Origin of the sequence: Streptococcus hyointestinalis, from assembly GCF_041225505.1 — a bacterium.
In the GTDB taxonomy this organism is placed as follows: Bacteria; Bacillota; Bacilli; order Lactobacillales; family Streptococcaceae; genus Streptococcus; species Streptococcus hyointestinalis_B.
In genome coordinates this window covers 1-23136 of record NZ_JBCLSK010000018.1, presented here as the reverse complement: position 1 = coordinate 23136, position 23136 = coordinate 1, and the positions used below count along the sequence as shown (strand labels likewise).

Annotated in this window: 21 protein-coding genes and 1 riboswitch; of the genes, 8 read left to right on the top strand and 13 right to left on the bottom strand. The window is 43.9% G+C overall.

Going from position 1 to position 23136, the window contains the following annotated elements:
* Nucleotides 1–10: 10 nt before the first annotated feature.
* The 6 genes from AALA56_RS05755 to trmFO form a co-directional block, all read right to left on the bottom strand.
* Entirely contained in the window at nucleotides 11–961 is a 951-nt protein-coding gene (locus tag AALA56_RS05755) for a sensor histidine kinase (protein WP_369909161.1), read from the bottom strand.
* Complete coding sequence (locus AALA56_RS05750; protein WP_369909160.1) at nucleotides 958–1623, bottom strand: response regulator transcription factor; 666 nt, start codon at nucleotides 1621–1623, stop codon at nucleotides 958–960. Before AALA56_RS05750 ends, AALA56_RS05755 begins: the two co-directional genes overlap by 4 nt.
* Before the next feature lie 73 nt (nucleotides 1624–1696).
* Nucleotides 1697–3673 (bottom strand): ABC transporter permease, encoded by a 1977-nt coding sequence (locus AALA56_RS05745; protein WP_369909159.1) that lies wholly within the window; start codon nucleotides 3671–3673, stop codon nucleotides 1697–1699.
* A 1-nt stretch (nucleotide 3674) separates the two neighbouring features.
* Nucleotides 3675–4427 (bottom strand): ABC transporter ATP-binding protein, encoded by a 753-nt coding sequence (locus AALA56_RS05740; protein WP_115269638.1) that lies wholly within the window; start codon nucleotides 4425–4427, stop codon nucleotides 3675–3677.
* Between the two features lie 10 nt (nucleotides 4428–4437).
* A complete protein-coding gene (locus AALA56_RS05735; RefSeq protein ID WP_369909158.1) occupies nucleotides 4438–5217 on the bottom strand; it encodes a NisI/SpaI family lantibiotic immunity lipoprotein in 780 nt (259 codons plus the stop codon).
* Nucleotides 5218–5321: 104 nt separating this feature from the next.
* Nucleotides 5322–6668: a methylenetetrahydrofolate--tRNA-(uracil(54)-C(5))-methyltransferase (FADH(2)-oxidizing) TrmFO gene (gene trmFO / locus AALA56_RS05730; protein WP_369909157.1), complete on the bottom strand. Its 1347-nt coding sequence runs from the start codon at nucleotides 6666–6668 to the stop codon at nucleotides 5322–5324.
* A gap of 174 nt (nucleotides 6669–6842) precedes the next feature.
* Between trmFO and mazE the strand changes: the two genes are divergently transcribed.
* From mazE to AALA56_RS05700, 6 genes are all read left to right on the top strand, one after another.
* Complete coding sequence (mazE, locus tag AALA56_RS05725) at nucleotides 6843–7058, top strand: type II toxin-antitoxin system PemI/MazE family antitoxin (protein WP_277281098.1); 216 nt, start codon at nucleotides 6843–6845, stop codon at nucleotides 7056–7058.
* Complete coding sequence (locus tag AALA56_RS05720; RefSeq protein ID WP_369909156.1) at nucleotides 7048–7392, top strand: type II toxin-antitoxin system PemK/MazF family toxin; 345 nt, start codon at nucleotides 7048–7050, stop codon at nucleotides 7390–7392. The genes mazE and AALA56_RS05720 overlap by 11 nt, the downstream gene beginning before the upstream one ends.
* Before the next feature lie 134 nt (nucleotides 7393–7526).
* Nucleotides 7527–8324, top strand: coding sequence for a hypothetical protein (locus tag AALA56_RS05715; protein WP_369909155.1), 798 nt, complete (start codon nucleotides 7527–7529; stop codon nucleotides 8322–8324).
* Between the two features lie 114 nt (nucleotides 8325–8438).
* Nucleotides 8439–9344 (top strand): AraC family transcriptional regulator, encoded by a 906-nt coding sequence (locus tag AALA56_RS05710; RefSeq protein WP_369909154.1) that lies wholly within the window; start codon nucleotides 8439–8441, stop codon nucleotides 9342–9344.
* A 97-nt stretch (nucleotides 9345–9441) separates the two neighbouring features.
* Nucleotides 9442–9582: a hypothetical protein gene (locus AALA56_RS05705; RefSeq protein WP_369909153.1), complete on the top strand. Its 141-nt coding sequence runs from the start codon at nucleotides 9442–9444 to the stop codon at nucleotides 9580–9582.
* 80 nt (nucleotides 9583–9662) lie between these two features.
* Nucleotides 9663–11411, top strand: coding sequence for a glycerophosphoryl diester phosphodiesterase membrane domain-containing protein (locus tag AALA56_RS05700; protein ID WP_369909152.1), 1749 nt, complete (start codon nucleotides 9663–9665; stop codon nucleotides 11409–11411).
* 101 nt (nucleotides 11412–11512) lie between these two features.
* Here AALA56_RS05700 and AALA56_RS05695 read toward each other — a convergent pair whose 3' ends face one another.
* The 4 genes from AALA56_RS05695 to AALA56_RS05680 form a co-directional block, all read right to left on the bottom strand.
* Entirely contained in the window at nucleotides 11513–12250 is a 738-nt protein-coding gene (locus AALA56_RS05695) for a cyclase family protein (RefSeq protein WP_369909151.1), read from the bottom strand.
* An 8-nt stretch (nucleotides 12251–12258) separates the two neighbouring features.
* Nucleotides 12259–13545, bottom strand: a complete 1287-nt coding sequence (locus AALA56_RS05690) for an O-acetylhomoserine aminocarboxypropyltransferase/cysteine synthase family protein (RefSeq protein WP_369909150.1) — start codon at nucleotides 13543–13545, stop codon at nucleotides 12259–12261.
* A gap of 114 nt (nucleotides 13546–13659) precedes the next feature.
* A complete protein-coding gene (gene pcrA / locus AALA56_RS05685) occupies nucleotides 13660–15936 on the bottom strand; it encodes a DNA helicase PcrA (protein WP_369909149.1) in 2277 nt (758 codons plus the stop codon).
* 99 nt (nucleotides 15937–16035) lie between these two features.
* A complete protein-coding gene (locus tag AALA56_RS05680; protein WP_369909148.1) occupies nucleotides 16036–17355 on the bottom strand; it encodes a uracil-xanthine permease family protein in 1320 nt (439 codons plus the stop codon).
* A 306-nt stretch (nucleotides 17356–17661) separates the two neighbouring features.
* Nucleotides 17662–17756: riboswitch (glycine riboswitch) on the top strand.
* 122 nt (nucleotides 17757–17878) lie between these two features.
* Between AALA56_RS05680 and AALA56_RS05675 the strand changes: the two genes are divergently transcribed.
* Together AALA56_RS05675 and AALA56_RS05670 are read left to right on the top strand one after the other, a co-directional pair.
* The gene (locus tag AALA56_RS05675; RefSeq protein WP_115269610.1) at nucleotides 17879–19207 is read left to right on the top strand and encodes an alanine/glycine:cation symporter family protein; all 1329 of its coding nucleotides are present in this window, start codon (nucleotides 17879–17881) and stop codon (nucleotides 19205–19207) included.
* Nucleotides 19208–19309: 102 nt separating this feature from the next.
* Nucleotides 19310–20503 carry a cation diffusion facilitator family transporter gene (locus AALA56_RS05670; protein WP_369909147.1) on the top strand — a complete coding sequence of 398 codons (1194 nt, stop codon included), beginning with the start codon at nucleotides 19310–19312 and terminating at the stop codon, nucleotides 20501–20503.
* An 85-nt stretch (nucleotides 20504–20588) separates the two neighbouring features.
* Here AALA56_RS05670 and AALA56_RS05665 read toward each other — a convergent pair whose 3' ends face one another.
* Genes AALA56_RS05665 through AALA56_RS05655 form a run of 3 tightly spaced genes read right to left on the bottom strand, consistent with a single transcriptional unit; the run spans nucleotide 20589 to nucleotide 22720 of the window.
* Nucleotides 20589–21422 carry an amino acid ABC transporter substrate-binding protein gene (locus AALA56_RS05665; RefSeq protein WP_369909146.1) on the bottom strand — a complete coding sequence of 278 codons (834 nt, stop codon included), beginning with the start codon at nucleotides 21420–21422 and terminating at the stop codon, nucleotides 20589–20591.
* Between the two features lie 17 nt (nucleotides 21423–21439).
* Nucleotides 21440–22069 carry an amino acid ABC transporter ATP-binding protein gene (locus AALA56_RS05660; protein ID WP_277280664.1) on the bottom strand — a complete coding sequence of 210 codons (630 nt, stop codon included), beginning with the start codon at nucleotides 22067–22069 and terminating at the stop codon, nucleotides 21440–21442.
* A gap of 9 nt (nucleotides 22070–22078) precedes the next feature.
* Entirely contained in the window at nucleotides 22079–22720 is a 642-nt protein-coding gene (locus AALA56_RS05655; protein WP_115269600.1) for an amino acid ABC transporter permease, read from the bottom strand.
* Nucleotides 22721–23136: the final 416 nt, after the last annotated feature.

Sequence of the window (23136 nt, the reverse complement as noted above, 5' to 3'; positions counted from 1 at the left end):
ATTCTTGAAGTTAGGGTCTTTGTTTAGAAGAGATAGTGACATCGGTGCCTTTAGAAATCCTACTTGTCACCTTTATGGAAAAGTCAAGTTTATCAAGCACTTGCTTGGTCATATAAAGCCCTAAGCCAGTCGCCTTTTGATGTTCATGTCCATTAAAGCCTGTGAAGCCTTCGTCAAATAAACGAGGCAAATCCTCTTCTAGTATGCCAATACCATCATCGCTGATAGTCACTTGTGTCTCTGTGATTGCGATTCTTATCTGAGCGTTGTTGTGCGAGTATTTGACAGCATTGTCAAAGATTTGTGAAAGGGCAAAGCTCAGCCATTTTCTATCAGTTTTAAAGGTCGTATCGCCTGTGATGGTGACGGATAAGTTCTTAGCTAGACAAGCTGTGCGGTATTTTTTGACCACTTCTGCTACTACTTTTCTGGCTGAAACCTTCTCAAAGCGAAAGTCATCCTGATGTTGGTTGAACTTGACATAGTTGAGCAGTGTATCCAGATAGTTTTCTAGGCGCAGGACTTGCCGTTTGGTTTCTTCTGGAGTCAGCTGGCCGGTTTGTGCCATGAGAGAGATGGCGGATAAGGGAACTTTCATCTGGTGCGCCCACATCTTGATGAGACTCTCTAGGTTATGCTTTTGACTGGTGGCGTCAAGCTCTTTACGATTAGCAGCGTGGCGTAGTTTTGCGATAGCTGTGCGGTAGGCAAGGTCGCTTGGGCTGGTAAAGTCCTCAAGCTCACTATCATAGACAAAGTGCGCAAGCGCCAGCATTTTTTTACGAAAGAGAAAATAGCGCCACAAGCTGACAACGACGAGAATGACAAGGTTGAGCGCTAGAGCGTTCGCAAAATAGACTAGTGGCAAGTGATAGAGCCAAAAGTTGAGGAAAAATAAGAATACCACGCCGAGATAAGTCGCATACCAGACGGCGTTTTCTTTAAAAAATGGTTTGATCATTTGAGCAAATAGCCAACTCCTCTCACGGTATGAATGTGATTAAAGCCAAGTGGCGTCAGCTTTTTACGCAGGCGTGTCATGTTGACATTGAGCGTATTTTGGTCGATAAAGCTCTCGTCCTCCCAGAGACTCTCCAGCAACTCCTCCTTGGTCACGACTTGATTGACATGCTCAAAGAGAAAGCGCAGTATTTTGTACTCGTTTGGCGTGAGTGTTACCTGCTGGTGAGTCGGGCTAGTAAAGATACCATCTTGATTGAGCTGATAGCCATCCAAATGGTGTTCTGGCGTTGCTGTTTGGCGAGCACGGCGTAAAAAGGCTGCAATCTTAGCCTCCAAGACAGTCAGTGAAAAAGGTTTTGAGATAAAATCATCTCCGCCCATATTGAGCGCCATCACCATATCCATCTCATCGCTGCTTGATGAGATAAAAATAATCGGCACAGATAAACTTTTCCGAATTTCTGTCGTCCAGTAAAAACCGTTGTAATAAGGAAGCGTAATATCCATCAAAATCAAGTCTGGTTGAAAGGCTTCTGTCTCTCGCTTGACATCACGAAAATTCTGAACACTTCCCACCGTATAAGTCGTCTGCAAACTGTTTTTCAAGAGATGTACAATGGTCTGGTCATCCTCGATAATAAAAATCCGCCTGTCCGTCATAAGCCCTCCTTTTTCTCTATTTTATCATAAGTGTATCGTTTTCACAAAAAAGACTGGGCAAGCCAGTCTTTTCTTAGCGCTCGATAATCTTATAGTAGGTTCTGCTAGTGAGACGATAGATGACAAAGTAGAGCGCTGCGATAATGGCGATGGTAATGCTACTTACGATATATACCAGCTTAGCATCTGTTACTCCAAAGGTCAATAGCATTTGTCTCAACATCGGAATGGCAACAAGATAGTGTAGTGTTGCAATACCAAGCGGCATAAAGAAGAAGAGAACGATCTGTGAGTTGATGGTTTTCTTGATTTGCCCCTGTGTCATCCCAACTTCTTGCAGGATACGATAGGACTTCTTGTCCTCGTGCCCTTCAGAGTACTGCTTGTAGTAGACGATAAGCGCTACACCGAGAAGGAAGCTAATTCCAAGAAGGAAGCCTGTAAAGAGGAGACCGCCAAAGAAATTGTACATCTCAGATAAGGTGTCTGCTTTGGTCTGAAGGATACCAACAAATTCACCTTCTCCGACTGTATTTTGCCCTGTTGCGACTTGACCATTTACGATTTTAGCTATTTCTGCTTTTGATAGATCGAGGTGGATAGCATAGGCTTCTGAGATGCCCATACCTTTATCGCTGTAAGCACGATAATGTTTGAAAATTTCCTCGCAGTCAGCCTTGCTTGGCAAAACCAGAACAGCACTGTTTACCGTATTTTGCAAGTCTGGGAAAATGGCACTTTTAAGATTGGTTACCTTGTACTTCTTGCCAAAAAGGTCAAAGGAATGGATAGCGCTGTTGCCTTTTTGGGTCAAAAAGAGAGTTTCATCACTTTTTAGTGTTTTGATACTATTTCCAAGTCGCTTGAAATCGTCTTGTGAGATGAGATAGACAAAACCTGTTGCCATAGAAGCTTCGGCAATATTATTGTCGTTGACGGTGACATCTTTTTTATCCTTGTAGTTGAGTGAAATCATACCTGTCTGATAAGCAATGACATCTTTACTTGAGCGACCAAGCTTATCAAGGACATCTTTTTTGAAGTTTTCTTCAGCTTGTGTGATGCTGCTATCTTTTGGTATATCGTAGTTGATACGGGTGTTCTTGATAAAGAGAGAGCCAACCATATTTTGCGTATTGCTGTAGAGGGAGACGGTTGTACCGATAGTGACTAGCGCCATAACTGCTAGTAGGCTAATACTAGCCAACCCTGCAGCATTTTGCTTCATTCGGAAAATCATCTGTGACGTAGAAACAAAGTGCTCTGGCTTGTAATAATAGTTTTTATTTTTCCGACGACGCTTTAAGTACCAGGTCATAAAGCTGATGTAAAAAAGGTAAGTCCCAGCAATGACAAGGAGCACAGCAAAGAAGAACTTGTAAATGACCTCAAGGGGAGCTAATTTAGCAGAAGTGACCGCCATATAGTAGGCATAGCCGATAGCGATGACGCTGAGCGCAGCCAGAAAGACATTGCCACGCGGTTCTTTTTCCCCTTGCTCTTGATTGTGAAAGAGACTGAGCGGTGAAGCGAGTCTGATATGCGCTAGGGCGCTGAGCCACAGAATAAAGAAGATACCTGCAAATATCACAGCATTTAAGATAAATGGGAACACGCTCAGTGTGAGATTGAGCTTGGTGTAGCCTGTCAGATTGACAAAAATGACGTAGATGAATTTGGCAAAAATACCGCTGAAAATCGTCCCAAAGATAACTAGTATCACAAAGATAATCATCAGCTCAAACGTAGCCACTACGCCTACTTGACGCTTGTTCATCCCTAGAATATTGTACAAACCAAACTCGCGGCTACGCTGTTTGAGAAGGACTCGGTAGCTATAGCGCTCCATAACCAGTGAGAAGATACTAAGCACAATGGCACCTAGACCGACAGCTGTCACCCCTGTTCCCATGGATTTTCCGACGGGGCTCAGCAGGATGAGAAAGGTCGAGCAGGTCACCGAGTAGAGGAAAAAGCTGGCGAGCATAAAGGGAATATAGCTTGAGAGGCTGTTTTTGAGGTTGTTCCAAGCCATTTTGAAGTAAAACATGCTACTCACCTCCTAAAAGAGCAGACATGGCAAGCGAGATGTCCTTACCAAACTCTTTGGTGGATTTATTGCCACGATAGACTTGGTGGAAGATACGTCCGTCCTTGATGAAAAGGACACGTCTAGCATGGCTTGCGGCGTTAGCTGAGTGGGTAACCATCAAAATGGTTTGCCCGTCCAAATTGATGTCCTCAAAAAGCTCTAGGAGGTCTTCAGAGTTGCGATAATCAAGCGCAGCTGTCGGCTCATCTGCTAGTAGCAACTGTGGTTTTGTCATCAAACTACGAGCAATCGCCACCCTCTGCTTTTGCCCACCAGATAACTCAAAGGGACGCTTGTCTAGCAAATCCTCGATACGCAACTGCGGTGCAAGCTCATCTAAGCGCTGTGCCATTTCCTTGTAGCTCTTGCGCTCAAGCACCAAAGGCAAGAAAATATTGTCTCTGATAGACAGGGTGTCTAAAAGGTTGAAGTCTTGAAAGACAAAGCCGAGATTGTGCAGGCGAAAGCTGGCTAGTTTGTTTTCCTTAATCTTTGTGATGTCTTGTCCGCCTAGGATGACAGAGCCTTTGGTTGGCTTTTCCAGTGTGGCTAGGATATTGAGCAGTGTGGTCTTACCAGAGCCAGACTCTCCCATGATAGCGATGAACTCGCCGTCCTCGACTTTGAAGTCGACGTCTTGAAGCGCACGGGTTTGCTCCTTTGAAAAGCGAGTGTGGTAAACTTTCTCTAAGTGATTGATTTCTAAAAACATAGTAACTCCTTTAATTTTCCTTTTGTAGTAAATGATAGTCATTGTTGATAGCAACGACTAAGTCGTCAGCGTTTTCCTTGGTATGGTAGATGTCGCCATAATCCCAGCTCGTCCTATCAGCAGCGCTAGCGTCTGTTAGCTTGGTAAGGTCGCTCTTATCCAGAATCTTGCCCGTTTTGGTCTCAAAAGTCACACTCTCTGATAAGGTTGAGACATAAGAGCCAAGATTGTCTTTACTCATTAGTATATCAGAAATGTGGTAGGCTTGGTTGCCTATTGTGAGCTTGCGAGCGTCGGGTGATGAGAGCTGGACATCTCTAGACTCACTGTCGCCCTGCTTGATCAGTGCTGTTAGGTCGAGTTTATCGCTACTCTTTGCACTTGTCTTTTCAAGCTTATAGTAGCTGTCTGTTATCGAAACAGCCAGTCCGTCTGCCGTCTGATAGACATTTCCGATAAAAAGTAGTGGCGTACTAGATGTAGTTTTTTTATCATCTAGCTGCTCTTTGGCATAATCCATCAAAGCTCGTATAGACTTGGATTGACGAAGTTTATTGTCACTATCTAGGACGAGATAGGCTTTAAAGCGATACGCCAACTTTTGAATGGCGTCTTCTGAAACTTCTTTGTTAGAGATGTCGTAGGTTACGCCTTTTATTTTTAGCGTTTGGCTGTTGGTGTCAAGCGACACCTGCTGCTTTTCCTTTGTTTGGCAAGCAGTTAGTAGAAACACCGCAGCCAAAAGAAGAAATAAAACACCTATTCCATAACCGATGGTCCTTTTCATCATGTTTTTCCTCCTTGACTTTCTGATACCATTTTACCGCAAAAAAAGGCGCCCAAACCTTACACTTGGACGCTCAAAACTTACAATTTTGTAAGTTTAGTATGACTTTAATAGGACAAGTAAGTCTCTAAGTCAGCCAAAGCACGCTCAGCGATCTTTTCATATCTAGCTTTTTTGTCACGAATACGTGGACCATCTAGCTCTTTGATAATACCGAAGTTGACATTCATAGGTTGGAAGTGCTTGCTGTCAGCGTGGGTGATGTAGTGCGGTAGGCTACCGATAGCTGTCGTCTCTGGGAAGATCAGCTCGCTCTCACCTTTGAAGAGACGTGCAGCGTTGATACCAGTAACCAAACCGCTAGCAGCAGACTCGACATAGCCTTCAACGCCTGTCATCTGCCCTGCAAAGAAAAGATTGTCCTGCTGTTTGGACTGAAAGGTCTGCTTGAGGAGATTTGGTGAGTCCATGTAGGAATTGCGGTGCATGACACCATAGCGGACAAACTCAGCATTTTCAAGCCCTGGTATCATCTGAAAGACACGCTTTTGCTCGCCCCATTTGAGGTGAGTCTGGAAGCCCACGATATTGTAGAGAGAACCTGCTGCATTATCCTGACGGAGCTGAACCACGGCATAAGGCGTCTTAAAGTCGCCGTCACGCTTGCCCTTGTAGTCGTCTGGATACTCTAGCCCCACAGGTTTCATAGGACCGTAGAGCATGGTCTTGATACCACGCTTTGCCATGACCTCGATTGGCATACAGCCCTCGAAGTATTTTTCCTTTTCAAAGCTGTTGAGCGGTGCTTCTTCGGCATTGACCAGAGCGTCGTGGAAGTTCATGAACTCCTCTTTGGTCATAGGGGCATTGAGATAAGCTGCCTCGCCCTTGTCATAGCGGGACTTGAGATAGACCTTGTCCATATCGATAGTATTGACATCCACGATAGGCGCTGCGGCGTCGTAGAAATAAAAGCCGTCGCCACCGTTTAAGGCGTGAATCTTCTCCGCCAAGGCGTCGCTGGTCAAAGGTCCCGTCGCAATAACGGTAATGGCGTCTGTCGGAATCTCGGTGATTTCCTCACGCATGACGGTGATGAGCGGGTGATTGGTCACCTCATCTGTCACCGTTTGTGAAAAACCTTCACGGTCAACTGCAAGCGCTCCGCCTGCTGGCACACGAGTGCTTTCTGCTGCTTTCATGATGACAGAGTCAAGCCTCCTCATTTCTTCTTTGAGGAGGCCGACAGCGTTGGTCAGGTTGTCCCCACGCAGAGAGTTGGAGCAGACCAGCTCGGCAAACTTGTCTGTCTTGTGCTGCGGTGTGGACTTGACCCCACGCATCTCGTATAGACGCACTGGAATGCCACGCTTTGCGATCTGATAAGCAGCCTCAGAGCCTGCAAGCCCCGCACCGATAACATTGATATAATCTTTAGATAAAGATTGAGACATGAAACTCTACCTCTTTGCCAGATAAACTGGCTCAAATCTTTCTATTGCTCTATAATAAGTGCTAAAATAGCTACTTGTCCTATTATACCATAGATGAGTAGCTAGTGACAAAGAGCAAAGACTTGATTTTTCAGACACAAAAGTATATACTAGTGTATACAAAGGAGGTGCCTTATGAATACAGTTAAAACACGTAAAGTTGGTAATTCTCTAGCGGTCACGATTCCTAAGAGTTTACATGTCGAGGAGGGGACAGAGTTTGTGGTGTCTAAAGGGCGCAACAACGTCATCATGCTCGTCCCTAAAATCTCTAATCCATTTGATGGGGTCACTGATTTACGCATGGACGATGACTTTGAGGGAGTTCAATTGTTAAACGATGAATGGTAATTACATTCCTAAAAGACAAGACATCGTCTGGATTGATTTTGACCCCTCTCGTGGCAAGGAAATCAAGAAACGTCGCCCTGCTGTTGTCGTCTCAAGTGACAATTACAACAAGCAAACTGGCATGATAGCCGTCTGCCCCATTACCCACGGACAAGAGCGCTTGAGAGACAAGGGACTCCTCGTTCAAGTCATTTCAGATAAAATAGACGGCTTTGTCAATCCCTTTCAGCTCCACACCTTTGACTACCAGTCTCGTAACGTCCAAAAAATCACGACTCTAGACAATTACGCCTTTGCCCAAGTCGTCCAACTCTACAACTACATCTTTGAGTAAGCCAGTTTTACTGGCTTTTTTCTTGTCAAAAAGAAAAAATAAGGGCTTGCATTATCGCACGATTCATTTTACAATAGAAATAGATGAAAACGCTTAACGCTGTGCTATGGCACTTAGGAGAAAAAGGAAATGGTATGAAAAAGCTATTTAAAAACATTAATCAAAAGAACACCTCTTTTACCAGCTGGATAGGAAACAATCCTGCTAAAAGTAACATTTTGATGTGGGTGCTTATCGCAACGACTATTGTTTCTCTAGGATTTGCGAACTCTAAGAACTCTGATATCAAGCAGCTACAAAAAGAGCTCAAACAGACACAACAGCAGTTTAAACGCACTCAACAAAAAACCACCTCGTCCTACGAAAAGAAAATAGCTAGTCTTGAAAAAGACGAAAAGAAGCTTGAAAAGCAACTGGATAGCCTTAAAAAAGATAAAAAGAAACTCCAAAAACAATTAGCTAACCAAGAAAGTGAAAAGGCTAAAGAGGAAAAGGAAAAAGCACAGCAAACAGAAGCCGAGTCTGCCGTCAAAAACCTTGAAGCCAATCAAACCAAGGAAAATATCACCTCCGCTCAGGCAGCGGTTGATAAGGTCACTGATAAGCAAGTCAAAGAGAGTCTGCAGGCTAGAGTCACTACCGTCCAGACTGCCATCACACAAAAAGAGGAAGAAGCTAAAAAAGCCGCTGAACAAGCGGCGCAACAGCAGGCAGCACAACAAGAAGCCGCCGCTGCTAGCCAGCAGCAAGAAGCTGCTGTACAACAAGCACAGGCTACTGCAAGGACAGTGTATGTCGCTCGTGACGGGACAGCTGATGTCTATTGGTACTCTCTTAGCAACATGCCTCGCAACACCAACTTTGGTCGTGTCGTCTCAATGACTGAACAAGAAGCGATCGCTAGAGGAAAACGTCACACCGTAAAAGAATGATAGCAAGAAAAGCTCTTTTCTATGAGCTTTTCTTTTTAACTCTCAAAAACTGACAGTCTGGCAATTTTATGATAAAATGATACTATCATATGATTTTGAAAAGAGATGATTTTTATGACTATTACCGGACATAGCAATCATAAAGGGAATAATCACTTACTTCCCTACCGATACTATCAAACGACCGTTGAAAATGGGCGTCCTGATACCTTGTTTCATTGGCACCCAGAGCTAGAGATTAACTACGTCAGAGAAGGGACAGCTAGGTATCACATTGACTATGATTTTTTCAATAGCGAAGCGGGTGACATTATCCTCATTCGCCCTAATGGTATGCACTCTATCCACCCCATTCACAATGAACGTCACGTCACAGATACCTTTCAGTTTCACCTTGATATGATTGGCTACTCGATTATTGACCAAGTCAGCCTTAGGTACCTGCAGCCCCTTCAAGCTAGCACTTTTAAGTTTGTGCCTGTTATCAAACCGCAGGAGGCGGGCTATGAGGACATCAAGGACTGTCTTTTTCGCATTTTTCGTCTCATAGAGGCTGAGGATCGTCACTTTGAGCTGTTGTTAAAGGCTTATCTCAATGAGCTCACTTATCTGCTGTATTACCATCGCTACGTCATTCGTAAGCTATCAGATGACGCTTATCGCAAAAATGACCAGATTAGACGGGTCATTGACCATATCAACCGCAACTACGATAAACCGCTGACCATTGACTATCTAGCAGATTTTATGGGCTACAGCAAGACCCATTTCATGACGCTTTTTAAGCAACATACAGGCACGTCTTGCACAGAGTTCATCATCCAAGTGCGCCTCAGTAAAGCCTGCGAAGAGCTAATCAATACCGATAAGGCTGTCATCGACATCGCCACATCTGTCGGTTTTAATAATTTATCGAACTTCAATCGGCAGTTCAAGCGCTATCACCAACTAACCCCTAGCCAATACCGCAAGCAATTTAAGCAAGAAAAGGACAGCCAGTCCCTAATCAATCCCTCCTAGCCTGTCTATAAGCTTTCCTTAAGGCTTTTTTCAGCTCTTGTTAAGCCTCCTTGTCTAAAATAGAGACAAGATTTGATTGACAAAGGAGGACTTTACTATGGTTAAGACAACATCACAAAACGCAAAGCTACTCAAACAAGATACCTTGGTGGTCAATCCGATTTACCAACTGAAAAGTTTCACTTCCTTAGCACTTAGCAAATCCCATTATCACTATGCAACGATTATAGACGCATAAAGACAGCAAAAGACTGGACATCCAGTCTTTTTATTATGATTGACCTAGCAAGTTAGGCTATTGTGTGTTAAAATAGTGCTATGAAAGCAAAATTATCCAAGTTAAGCGCTTACTTTCCTGCGCTAAGACGGTTTTTAATCGCCAGTCTTTTTCTCTATACCATTTATTCTTTTATCGTTAAAGGGATTTTACAGTTTATCTTCAATCGCATTCTCATCTTTGCAGGGGTGACAGGGCTATCAAAAGAGACCATTCTCACTGTTATCAAAGACCCGATTGCTCTTTTCTTTTTGATTCTCTTTTTAGTTCTTGTTGCCTTCTTTTTAATCGGTGAATTTGCCGTCTTAACCTTAGCAGTCACCGACCAATGGCACCGTGACTCGCTGAAAATCCTGCTCAAAAAATTCCCACAAAAAGTCAAGCAGTTGTTGAGTTGGCAGTTTATCATCGTCTTTTTCTATCTGTGTCTCATGATACCGCTAGGCAATCTCGGTTTTAACTCGCTACTGCTTAGCCACTTGAAAATTCCAGACTTTATCGGAGAGGAGCTAGCGAAAACGCAGACAGGTAGTCTCCTTTACGGCGGCTTGATGGTCGTTATCGCTTATCTCAACATACGTCTCATCACTTTCTTACCAATCCTTGGGCTGACAGACAGCTCACCTTTAAAAGCCTTTCAGATCAGCTGGAGAGAGTCAACCTTCAAGAAACTCTTGAAGCGAGCTGCAAGACTTGTGCTCCTTACAACCTTGAGTTTTGTGATTACCATCATTTTAGTTATTGGAATCACCATCATTTTTGCCAATCTCGATAGTAAAAATGACAATCTGCCTTTGGCGACGCTTTTCTACTCACTCATCGCCTTTCTCTACACGCTTTTCTTGCTGTCAACCAAGTTCTTCTTCATCATAGAAGCCACTCGTCAGCTAGATCTTCCTAAAGAGCTGCAAACTCGCACGCACACTAAAATGTCTAAAAAAGGACGCTTCGCACTTGTTAGCTTTATCCTCTTCTTTGGAGTGCTATGGGTAGCTTCTAACGCCCTTGACATTTATCTGGTCAAGAAAAATCCTGACGAGATTGTGATTGCTCACAGGGGAAATGTTAAGGCTGGCGTTGAAAACTCTATCGAAGCCATGCAGGCAGCAAAAAAAGCTGGCGCTGCTTATTCTGAGATGGATGTGGTCATGACAAAGGACAAACGCTTTGTCGTTATCCATGACAATAACCTCAAACGACTAGCCGGCGTTGATAATACAGTCTCTAATATGACCTTAAAAGAACTGCAAAAGCTGACCCTTCACCAAGGCAAGTTTACCAGCCATATCGCTAGTCTCGAGGAATTTCTAGCTGCCGCTAAGGCTGTCAAACAGCCCATACTTATCGAGCTCAAGCCATACGGACACGAGCCAAAAGACTATGCAGAGCGCTTTTTAAAGGTTCTCAAAGAGCAAAATGCCACAAAAGACAACAAGGTCATGTCGCTTGATTTGGATGTTATCCAGAAAGTCGAAAAACTATCTCCCGAGATAAGTACAGGCTACGTCATCCCAATCCACATGGGACCTCTGCCAAACTATGCTGTTGATTTTTACGCTGTCGAGGAGTTCTCATACAATACCCTCTTTGCCCTCACTGCTGAACAGCAGAAAAAAGACGTCTACGTCTGGACGATTAACGATGAAACTTTGATGGATAAAATGCTCATCGGTCCTGCAAATGGTATCATCACAGACGAGCTTGGCATTTTTAAAGAAGCCAGCCAAGACATGAAAGCTGATACCAGCTATCTCCAACGTGCTCTAAGACTCTTTAACAGCAGACAATAATCCTACATCTTTATCAGCCACCAGCTACACTAGTGGTTTTCTCGTTTTCTCTACGAAAAAATACATAACAAAACCGTAGGAAAATCCTACGGTTTTGTTGTCTAATCCAAATAAGCGAGCACACGAGCGGGTGAACCTGTCGCTTTTTCAAAATGCGGATAACTGATGTGGATGAAACTACCTGTCGCTGGCAATTCGTCCAGATTAGCCAAGACCTCTATCTGATAAATACCTTGCTCAAGCAGATAATATTCATTATGGAGAACGCCATTATTTTTAGCTGCTGTCTGACCACTGTCAGTGTCTAGCGTCTCGTGTCCAAGGGCTGCGACTTGTCTTTCTTTGATGAGAAATTCTAAAGCCTCAAAACTCCAACCAGGTGTTTCCTGCTCGCCTTTGGCATTTAGATTTCTAAAAGCGTCTTGGCTTGGCCAGCGCTTGGACCAATCACTGCGAAAAGCGACAAAGGCACCAGGCTCAATTTGACCATGCTTTTCTTCAAAAGCTAAGATGTCAGCCACGCCCAATTCGTAACTAGGATTTTGTGCAACTTCCTCAGACAAATCAATGACGTAAAGTGGCAAAAAGAGATTTTCAAGTGGCAGCTCATCTAGCCACTTGCCACCAGCGACAAAGTGAATGGGAGCGTCAATGTGCGTGCCGTATTGCCCAACGACGCTGAACTGTTGCACGTGAAAGCCATCTTTTAAGGTGAAAATATCCTTTTTCTCAAGAGCTGGCAGTGCTGGAAAATGGGGACTATTTTCATTGATTTGGTGGGTAAGATCCACTACTCTTGCTTCTTTAAAACGCTCAAAAGCTTCTCTTAATGTAACCATAAAACCTCCTAAATGCTGTTCAATGCTTCTTCTAAGTCTGCAATCAAGTCAGAGACATTTTCAAGTCCAATAGAGAGTCGGATTTGATTGTCCGCAATGCCACAGGCTGCAAGATCGCTTGGTGACAATTGTCCGTGCGTGGTCGTTGCTGGGTGTACGACGAGTGACTTGGCGTCTGCGACGTTTGCTAGATTTGAAAAGAGACTCAAATGATCAATGACACGTCTCGCCTCATCTGCTCCGCCTTTGACATGGAAGGTAAAGATAGAGCCTACGCCTTTTGGAAAATACTTTTGCGCCAAGTCATAGTAAGGGCTAGATGGCAGACTCGGGTAGTTCACACTCTCTACCTTGTCATGCTTTTCTAAGAAAGCAACGATTTTTTGCGTGTTTTCGATGTAGCGCTCTAAGCGTAGTGAGAGGGTTTCTAGCCCCTGCAACAGCAAGAAAGCGTTAAACGGTGAGAGGGCAGCGCCCATACCACGAAGAAGTTGGGTTCTCACAGCTGTGATAAAGGCAGCTTTTCCGATGTTACGAGTGTAACTGAGATTGTGATAAGAAGGATCTTCGTCGACAAATTGAGGGAATTTACCGCTAGCTTCCCAGTCAAACTGTCCACTATCGACAATAACACCACCGATTGTCGTGCCGTGACCGCCGATAAACTTAGTAGCTGAATGCACGACGATATCAACGCCGTATGAAAAGACATTGATGAGATAAGGTGTGGCAAAGGTATTGTCCGCAACGAGCGGAATGCTGTGTTTATGCGCAATAGCTGCGATTTTTTCAATGTCTGGAATGTTGATGAGAGGATTGCCGAGCGTCTCGATATAGACGAGCTTGGTATTGTCCTTGATGGCTTCTTCTATAGCCTCTAGGTCATCAACGTCTACAAAAGTCGCTGTGATACCGTATCGTGGCAATGTTTCTTTTAGTAAATTAAAGGTACCGCCATACAGGGTTGTTGCTGCGACCACATGATCTCCAGCATGCGCCAAGGCTAGGATGGTGTTGGTAATAGCTGCCATACCCGAAGATGTCGCAAGAGCACCGACACCCTTTTCCAGCGCTGCTATCCTGTCCTCAAAGACAGCGACGGTCGGATTGGTAATGCGTGTATAGAGGTTGGCTGGCTTTCTCAAAGCAAAGATGTCCTCAGCGTCCTGTGCACTATCAAAGACATAAGACGTCGTTTGATAAATAGGCACTGCACGTGATTTGCTCGATTCATCAACGCTCTGTCCAGCGTGTAATTGTAAGGTTTCAAAATGCAGTTCTTTTTCTTTTGTCATGTCCTTTCTCCTTTTTGTCAATGTTGTCTCTATTGTACTCCTTTAGACCAATCTTGACTAATACTTATTCAAAGCAAAAAGGTATAGTTTAAAATTATACCTCTATTTTTAACCTTATTTTTTCTCGATAGGAGCGACGCTGGCGAGCACTTTTTTGAGTCCGATGTCTGGGAAATTGATTTTGAGTTCCTGCGTTTGACCGCTACCAGAAACTTCTAGGACGACGCCATCTCCCCATTTGCGGTGATGAACAGTGTCGCCGACTTTCCAGTCGACACTAGAATGGCTAGCGCTAGCATTGCGCCCAAATGGTAAGGCAGAAGCCGTTGGTTGAGGACGGTTGCTGCCTTTTCTTGCTTGTAAGGCTTGTTGCAAGCTCATCCCTTGTCCAAATTGACTCGTTTTCTCACCAGAATAACGCACACCAAACGAGGACTCGACAGGACGAGCGTACCCTTGGAATTGCAAGAGTTTCTCATCAATCTCACGGATAAAGCGGGTTGGGCGGTTGTGTGAGCTACGACCGTACAGAGTTCTTGAGCTGGCATTGGTTAGGAAAAGCAACTCCTCAGCTCGTGTGATCCCCACATAGGCAAGACGACGCTCTTCCTCCAGCTCATCGGGGTCCTCACTAGCTCGTGACAGCGGAAAGACGCCCTCTTCCATACCGATGAGAAAGACAACTGGGAATTCAAGCCCCTTAGCAGCGTGCAAGGTCATAAGGGTGACTTCTGCTGTCTCACGCTCACCATCATCTGTGTCCGCAATCAAGGCCAAGTCATTCAAGAAGCGCCCCAAGCGCTCTAAGCCTGTCTCGTCGCTATTTTCAGCACTGGCTTCGTCTGACGTTTTGGTGACAGAGAGAAATTCCTCGATATTTTCAATGCGTGATTGACTCTCTAGTGTATTTTGCATTTGCAGGGCTTGCAAGTAGCCTGTCCTGTCTAAGACAGCCTCGACAAGCTCAGTCAGTGTCATATCATCCAATTGATTTCGCAATTGAAAGAGCGTTGCAGACAGCTCGTTGAGTGCAGCTGCTGCTTTGCCACGAATTGGGAGCAGCATATCGCCTGCTGCCGCAAGGAGGGATTGACTGTTGCTGCTTGCAAAATCACGTAATTTCTCAACGGTACCAGGTCCCACGCCACGTTTCGGTTCATTGACGATACGCTCAAAAGAAATGTTGTCCGCTGGGTTGGCGATGACGTTGAGGTAAGCAATGACATCACGGATTTCCTTACGGCTGTAGAACTTGGTGCCACCGACCATCGTGTAAGGGATGTTGGATTTCAAAAGCGCTTCTTCAATGGTACGAGACTGGGCATTGGTACGATAAAGCAGGGCAAAATCTTTAAAGTTTTTGCCTGTCTCACGGACGATATTGTCAATGGTTGAGGCAACAAAGACAGCCTCTTCTTGTTCATTGCCAGCACGGTAGTAGACGATTTGCTCCCCATCTGCATTTTGTGTCCAGAGTTTTTTAGGACGGCGTTTTTTGTTGTTTTTTATGACGTCATTAGCCGCCTGTAGGATGGTTTTGGTCGAGCGGTAGTTTTCCTCAAGGAGCACCACTTTGGCTTCTGGATAATCCTTTTCAAAGTCAAGGATATTTTGCATATCCGCTCCACGCCAACCGTAAATGGACTGGTCTGCGTCCCCAACGACACAGATGTTTTTAAAGCGAGACGCCAACAATTTCACCAACTGATACTGAGCGTGGTTAGTATCTTGATACTCATCCACATGGATGTACTGGTAGCGTTGTTGGTAGTAAGCCAGCACATCAGGATTATTATCAAAAAGTTTGAGTGTCAGCATGATAAGGTCATCAAAATCCATAGACTCCGACTGACGAAGCTCTTCTTGATAAGCCTTGTAACAGCGGGCAACGGTCTGCGTGTAAATGTCACCAGCCTGCTGCTCATAAGCCACCTCATCCAGCAAATCATTTTTAGCATTTGAAATAGTTCCTAAAATGGCACGCTCATTCCACTTTTTCGAGTCGATATTGAGGTTCTTTAGAATACGCTTCATCAGCGTTCTTTGCTCACCTGGGTCAACGATGGTAAAATTGCGATTGTAGCCGATGTGGTCAGCGTCACGGCGCAAAATGCGCACACACATGGAGTGGAAAGTCGCAATCAGCGTGTCTTGCGTAGCAGGATTGAGCTTCATCGCCCGCTCACGCATTTCTCTAGTCGCCTTGTTGGTAAAGGTAATGGCAAGGATATTCCAAGGATTGACCATTTTCTCATCAATCAGATAAGCAATGCGGTGGGTCAGCACACGTGTTTTCCCAGAACCAGCCCCCGCCATGATGAGCAGGGGTCCTTCTGTTGCTTGCACAGCTTCTGCTTGTTTATCGTTCATTTCATTCAGTAAAGGATTCATTTGTAACTTCCATTCTACTTTATATCTAACCTTAAAATTATACCATTTTTTTGCGAAAATTGCTTGCGCTATCAAAAAAAGACCCGAAGGTCTTTTGGTTTAGTCTTGACTTTCTTTTGGTAAAATCAAATTCAAAATGACACCGACAATCGCGTTGAGCGCTGTCCCAGATAGTGTCAAAGCATGCAAATCAAGTACAGCACCACCCAGTCCAAGCACAAGCATAGAGCTTGCGATGATGAGATTTCTGATGTGACCAAAGTCCACACGATTTTCAATCAATACTTTTAGCCCGTTGCTTGCAATAACACCATAAAGCAAGATAGACATACCACCCAAGACAGCACTTGGAATGGTTGAGATAAGCGCTGTGAACTTACCAAGGAAAGAAAAGGCAATCGCAATCAAGGCAGCGTTACGAATAACAGAGACAGAGGCAATGCGTGTCATCCCAATAACCCCAGTATTTTCACCGTAAGTGGTGTTGGCAGGTCCACCAAGAAAGGCAGAAACAGTTGTCGCAACCCCATCACCAATCAAAGTACGATTGAGCCCTGGGTCTTTCAAGAACTGGCGTCCGCAAATCTGACTAAGCACAGTGTGGTCTCCGATGTGCTCAGCCACTGTCACGATTGAAATCGGCAAAATTGCAAACATCTCAGGTCCAAAGTAGAGGTCGTAGTGCTTAAAGACACCCGTTTTAAACGGCAAGATAAAGCCTGGCAATTCAAACCACGCTGCCTTAGCGACTGGAGACAGGTCTACCATACCAAGGCACAAAGCCACCACGTAACCTCCGATAATAGCAAAGAGGAAAGGAATAATTTTGACAAACCCTTTACCTTTAGTGTTGATAAAGGCAGCAATCAAAAAGGTAACACTGGCAACCAGCATGTTTTTCCAGTTTCCACCAGACACAAAACCAGCGTTAGTCACTGCCGAATTGGCAAGACCTAGCCCTATAACAATAATCATAGGACCAATGACAATCGGTGGCAACAAGGTATCAATCCACTTGGTTCCAATCAGCTTCACCAAAGCAGCAATCACGACATAAATCAATCCAACAAACAAGATACCGGTCTGTGCAGCTGAGATATTGCCATCCATTTGCTTAATAGCAAGTGACATCGCCGTGATATAAGCAAAAGATGAGCCCAAATAAACGGGCACTTTAAAATTCGTCGCCACTTGATAGATGAGTGTACCGACACCAGAGGCAAAAAGCGCCACTGATACAGGCATACCAAGCGTCAAAGGAACGAGGATAGTCGCTCCAAACATGGCAAAAACGTGCTGAAAACTAAGCAAAAGCCCTTTTAGCGGGGCAGGCTTTTGGTCAACATCTAGCAGCAAATCAACCGTCTTTAACTCTGAATCAAGTAACTCCGGTTCTTTAGATTGAGACATTGCAGTCATGTAAAACTCCTTCCGGGCACAAAAAAAGCCCTCAAAAATCTCATAGGCTCCCAAAGATATTCCGTCTTTCTCACCTCTCTGGATGAGTTTAAAAACCTACGTCCTTAGTATTATACCACAAAGATACTCTAAAAGCTAGTCTTATTTGAAACTTAAATTTTTTCAAAAAGATTATTGACAATTGTCCACTTTTCCTTTAAACTTATAAGCAATTACATAAACCGAATGACGTCAATCAGGAGAAGAAAGCTCTGCTTTCGCCGAAGGAATCACACTCTCAGGTGTCGCTAGACAGGACTGATTGATCGACGGGCTTCTGGAGAGACTTGTCCATTAGAGACAGGCGCCGAAGGGGCAAAGCATATGCTCAATCTCTCAGGCAAAAGGACAGAAGATAAGTACATGCCAGTAAGGCTTTTTTGGCTTATCTTTTGTGGTGCAGAAGTTCCGTTGGAGCTTCTCTTTTTTTGCGTCATCCTCTTTGTCTCTTTGAGACAAGAAAAAGTGGAAAGGACTTAAAACTGTGCTTGATTTTTTTAACGCTTTGGATAACTTGGTCTGGGGACCGCCGCTTCTGATTTTGTTGGTAGGGACAGGGATTTATCTCTCCACTCGCCTTGGTTTTCTGCAGATCATCCGTCTGCCAAAGGCTTTTAAGCTGATTTTCACTAAAAGTGACGGTGAGGGGGATATTTCCAGTTTTGCAGCTTTGGCAACAGCTCTTGCTGCTACTATCGGAACAGGAAATATCGTAGGTGTCGCAACGGCTATCAAGACTGGCGGACCTGGCGCACTCTTTTGGATGTGGGTCGCTGCTTTCTTTGGTATGGCGACAAAATACGCCGAAGGGCTTCTTGCTATTAAATACCGCACGCAGGATGACAATGGGAATATCTCTGGTGGTCCGATGTACTACATCGTCAACGGTATGGGAAAAAAATGGAAACCGCTGGCTATCTTCTTTGCCATCGCTGGTATCTTGGTTGCCTTTTTAGGTATCGGGACTTTCTCTCAGGTCAACTCCATCACATCATCCCTGCAAAATAGCTTTGGCTTTTCACCTGAGATCGTCAGCATTATCATTGCTATTATCGTTGCTATTATCATCTTTGGTGGTATCCAGTCTATCTCTAAGGTGTCTGAAAGCGTCGTGCCTTTCATGGCTATCCTCTACATCCTTGCGACACTAACGGTTATTTTTGCCCATTATGACAATATCATCCCTGCTATTTCACAAGTTTTCAAGGGCGCTTTCACAGGGACAGCTGCTGTTGGTGGATTTGCTGGCGCTGCTGTTAAAGAAGCCATCCAAAAAGGGATCGCACGTGGCGTCTTTTCAAATGAATCAGGTCTCGGTTCTGCACCAATCGCTGCTGCCGCTGCCAAGACCAATGAACCTGTTGAGCAAGGACTCATCTCGATGACAGGAACCTTCATTGATACCCTTATCATCTGTACGCTGACAGGACTCTCTATCATCGTTACAGGTCAATGGACAGTCAAAGGCTTAGAAGGCGCTCCGCTGACACAAGCAGCCTTTTCAACCGTCTTTGGTAGCGTTGGAAGTATCGCATTGACGCTCTGCCTTGTGCTCTTTGCCTTTACGACTATCCTTGGCTGGAGCTACTACGGAGAGCGCTGCTTTGAGTTCCTCTTTGGGACAAAAGGTATCTGGCTCTACCGTTCTATTTTCATCCTTATGGTCGCTGCTGGAGGCTTCCTCAAGCTTGACCTCATCTGGATTATCGCAGATATCGTCAATGGTCTCATGGCTCTGCCTAACCTTATCGCACTTCTCGCCCTATCACCTGTTATCTTTAGAGAAACGAAAAAATATTTTGATAAACAATAAAACAAAGTCAGCCGACTTTGTTTTTTAGTGCCAATATCTTCTTAAACGACTTAACGAACAAGGGCTCTTTATGGTATAATAACATAATGCTTAGGAGGTTTTATGACAACAAATCCTGTTAAAAACTTAAAAATCGCTATGCGTGGCCCCATCGTCAGTATCATTGCTTATCTGACCTTGACCATCGCAAAACTCGTTGCAGGCTATACTATGAATGCAGAGTCGCTTGTAGCGGACGGCTTTAACAACCTGTCTGATATTTTAGGAAATGTCGCCCTGCTTGTTGGACTCTATCTCGCCAGTCAGCCTGCTGACAACGACCATCGCTTTGGGCACTGGAAATTTGAAGATTTAGCCAGCCTCATCACATCCTTTATCATGTTTGTCGTAGGTTTTCAGCTACTCTTTCAAACCTTGCAAAAGATTATCCACCATACAGAGACTCAGGTGGACCCCCTTGGAGCTTGGGTTGGTGTCCTATCTGCCATCGTCATGCTCGGCGTCTACGCCTACAATAGACACCTTTCTCACAAAGTCAAATCAAGTGCACTCGTTGCTGCCTCAAAAGATAATCTCTCAGACGCAGTGACCTCTCTAGGGACTTCTCTAGCTATCACAGCGGCGTCTCTACATCTGACGATTATCGACCGCTTGGCTGCTATTGTCATCACCTGCTTTATCTTAAAGACTGCCTACGATATTTTTATCGAAAGCGTCTTTAGTCTGTCGGATGGTTTTGACGATAAGCAACTCAAAGCCTACGAAGAAGCCATCCTTGAAATTCCTAAAATTTCTGCTGTCAAGTCACAACGTGGTCGAAACTACGGTAGCAATATCTATCTTGACATCGTCCTTGAGATGAATCCTGACCTTTCCGTTTATGAAAGTCATGCCATTACCGAACAAGTCGAAACCATGCTCAGCCAGCGCTTTGCCATTTACGATATTGACATCCATGTCGAGCCTGCTGCTATCCCCGAGGATGAGGTCTTTGGCAATGTGACACGCAAGCTCTTTCGCAATGAAAAAATCATCCTCTCCAAAATCCCAGGTTATGAAGATTATATTTCAAAAGATTTTATCATGATCGATGAAAAAGGGGACTATTACACGAGAGACGAGTTTTTTGAAAGAGAGGTCTTTCATCCTTGCAACTTCACAGATTTCACTATCCAATCCATCAGCCAAAAGACAAAACTCATCACTTACTCTTTAGACGGCGCCCATCACACCAGCCTTTGGCGACGTCATGAAAAATGGTTCTTAATCTTTCACCAGATTACCCCTAAACAGTAATGATAACCACCCATTTAACGGGCGGTTATTTGTTTGGCTCTAAAAAATCACATCACACAAAAAAGCGAGTGTACACTCGCTTTTTTTAATTTTTAACTTCACTGGTTGCAACGTCTTCGCCGAACCATTTATTAGAAATCTTTTGGAACTCACCTGATTGGTAAAACTTACGTAGGGCTGCGTTGACTTTCTTGATTAAAGTCTTGTCTGCCTTACGTACGCCTGCTGCAAAGTCTTCACTCTCAAATGACCCTGTGATGATATTGTAATTATCCAACTCACCTTCTTGTTTGAGATAGTAATTGGCATAAACACGGTCAATCAAGAGCCCATCAATACGGTCGTTTTTAAGGTCAATAAGCGCTTGTGTGAAAGTCTCGTACTGTGTGGCATCGTTGTCCTTGACAAGATTTTTAAGCACTTTAGGCTGGTCATTAAAGGCTGCATAACCTGATGAGCCTGCTTGTGCACCAAGTGTCTTTCCTTTCATGCCTTCAAAACTTGTAATACCTGACGATTTTTTAGTGACCAGTACTTGGTCATTTTTCATATAAGGAATGGTAAAGCTCACTTTTTTAAGGCGCTCATCTGTAACAGAGTAACCATTCCAAATCATATCAATTTTCCCATTGGTCAGCTCTGTTTCCTTAAGATCCCAGTTGATGGGTTGCCATTTAACAGTGATACCATATTGTTTGAAAACGGCATTGGCTAGGTCAATGTCAAAACCAACATTTTTCCCTTTTTCGTTCTCATATCCCATAGGAACAAAAGTATTGTCAAAACCAATGGTGATCGTTTTTTTCGATTGGTAAGTGTCCCAGTTATCTTTTTTGGTGTTACTACTTGATGAACAAGCTGTTAGCGACACCAAACCAAGGGCGACTACTGCACCCACTATCCATTTTTTTAGCGTCATCACAAACCTCCACTTCCCTATTTAGGGTTAATTTTTATCATAACATCAGAAATATTCTCGGCAAATTGCAAGTCGTGGGTCACGACAATCTGCGTCATTCCAGCCTCACGGTTTTGCAAAATCAAGTGCTCTACTTCCTGACGCAACTCAGGGTCAAGGGCACTGGTCGGCTCATCGTAGCCGATAATCTGCGGGTCAATCATCATAGCACGAGCAAGCGCAACACGCTGCTTTTGCCCACCAGACAGTGAATAAGGATAGGCATTAGCATGCTCACCAAGCCCTAGGCGCTCAAGCAATCCTGTCGCTTTTTGAATAGCGTCTTCTTTACGCATACCAGCTGTTTTCACGGGAGATAGGATGAGATTGTCCATGACAGAAAGATGAGGAAAGAGCTGGAAATCTTGGAAAACAAAACCAAGTAAGTTTAATTTTTCCAATTCTCCAACAGGGATAGTCTGACCGTTATAAATCACCTCGCCAGAATCTACTGTCTCTAGACCTGCCAACATGCGCAGCAAGGTCGTTTTACCACCACCTGATGGACCGACCAATGATAAAATCTTGCCATCTTCAACTTGTAGGCTAAAGTCTGTAAAAATCACTTTTTGTCCAAAACGTTTGGAGATATTTTTTAATTCTAACATTTAGCCTCCTTATTTGTAATAATCATATTTCTTTTCGACTTGTTTTGAGATAAGGGTAACAATCCCAATCATAATCAAATAGATGGCTCCTGCGATAAACATAGGCGCAAGGCTGGCATCACGGTTAGCTGCTGTTCGACTTGCCAAAAGAAGGTCACCAACCCCAATCACGTAAACAAGTGAGGTGTCTTTCACCAAGGTAATGACTTCGTTGAATACGCTAGGCAATACAATCTTAATCACCTGCGGTAAGATGATGTAGCGTACCGTTTGTACAGGTGTGAATTTCAGCACCTTTGCTGCTTCGTATTGCCCTCTAGGGATAGAAGCAATCCCTCCACGGAAAATCTCAGCAAAATAAGCTGCATAATTCAGCGTAAAGGCAATAATAGCAGCTGGCATACGGTCAATGCTAATACCTACACTTGGCAACACATAGTAAATAAAAATCAGTTGCAAAAGCAGCGGTGTTCCCCGCATAATCCAAATATAGACCGTCAGCAAATAGCGCAATAATCGAAACGGAATTTGCATCAAAAAAGCAAGTATCGCACCTAGAGGAATAGACAATATAAGTACAATGAAAAAGACTTGCAGAGAGACACTAGCACCATCTAAAAGACTAGGTAAAACCTGTGAAATATAAGACATAACCCTTCCTTTAAACTAGAACAATTTTATCTATTGTACCAAAAATTTAGGTATTTGTATATGTTTATTTTAAAAAGGTATGTGGTAGAATTTTTTAGAATACACATCTCTGTATTCCGAAGGAGAACTTGTTACCGAGTTGTAAACAAAAAAGACTGAACATTTTTTCTTGCTCAGCCTTGACAGTTTTGTCATTATCCTTTATTATTAGGATGACTGAGTAAGAAGGGTAGATTCTTACTCGGTGGTGATACGGTGTAGGAGCTGTATCACCTTTTTTTATTCGTTTAAGCTAGCTTTATTATAACACACCAAGACACACGAATCAAGTGTTTTTTTGTAGAAAAACAGCACAAAAAGACCTTATCTGAAAAGGTTTTTGTTATATAACTTTATGTGTATCTTTTTATCTACAA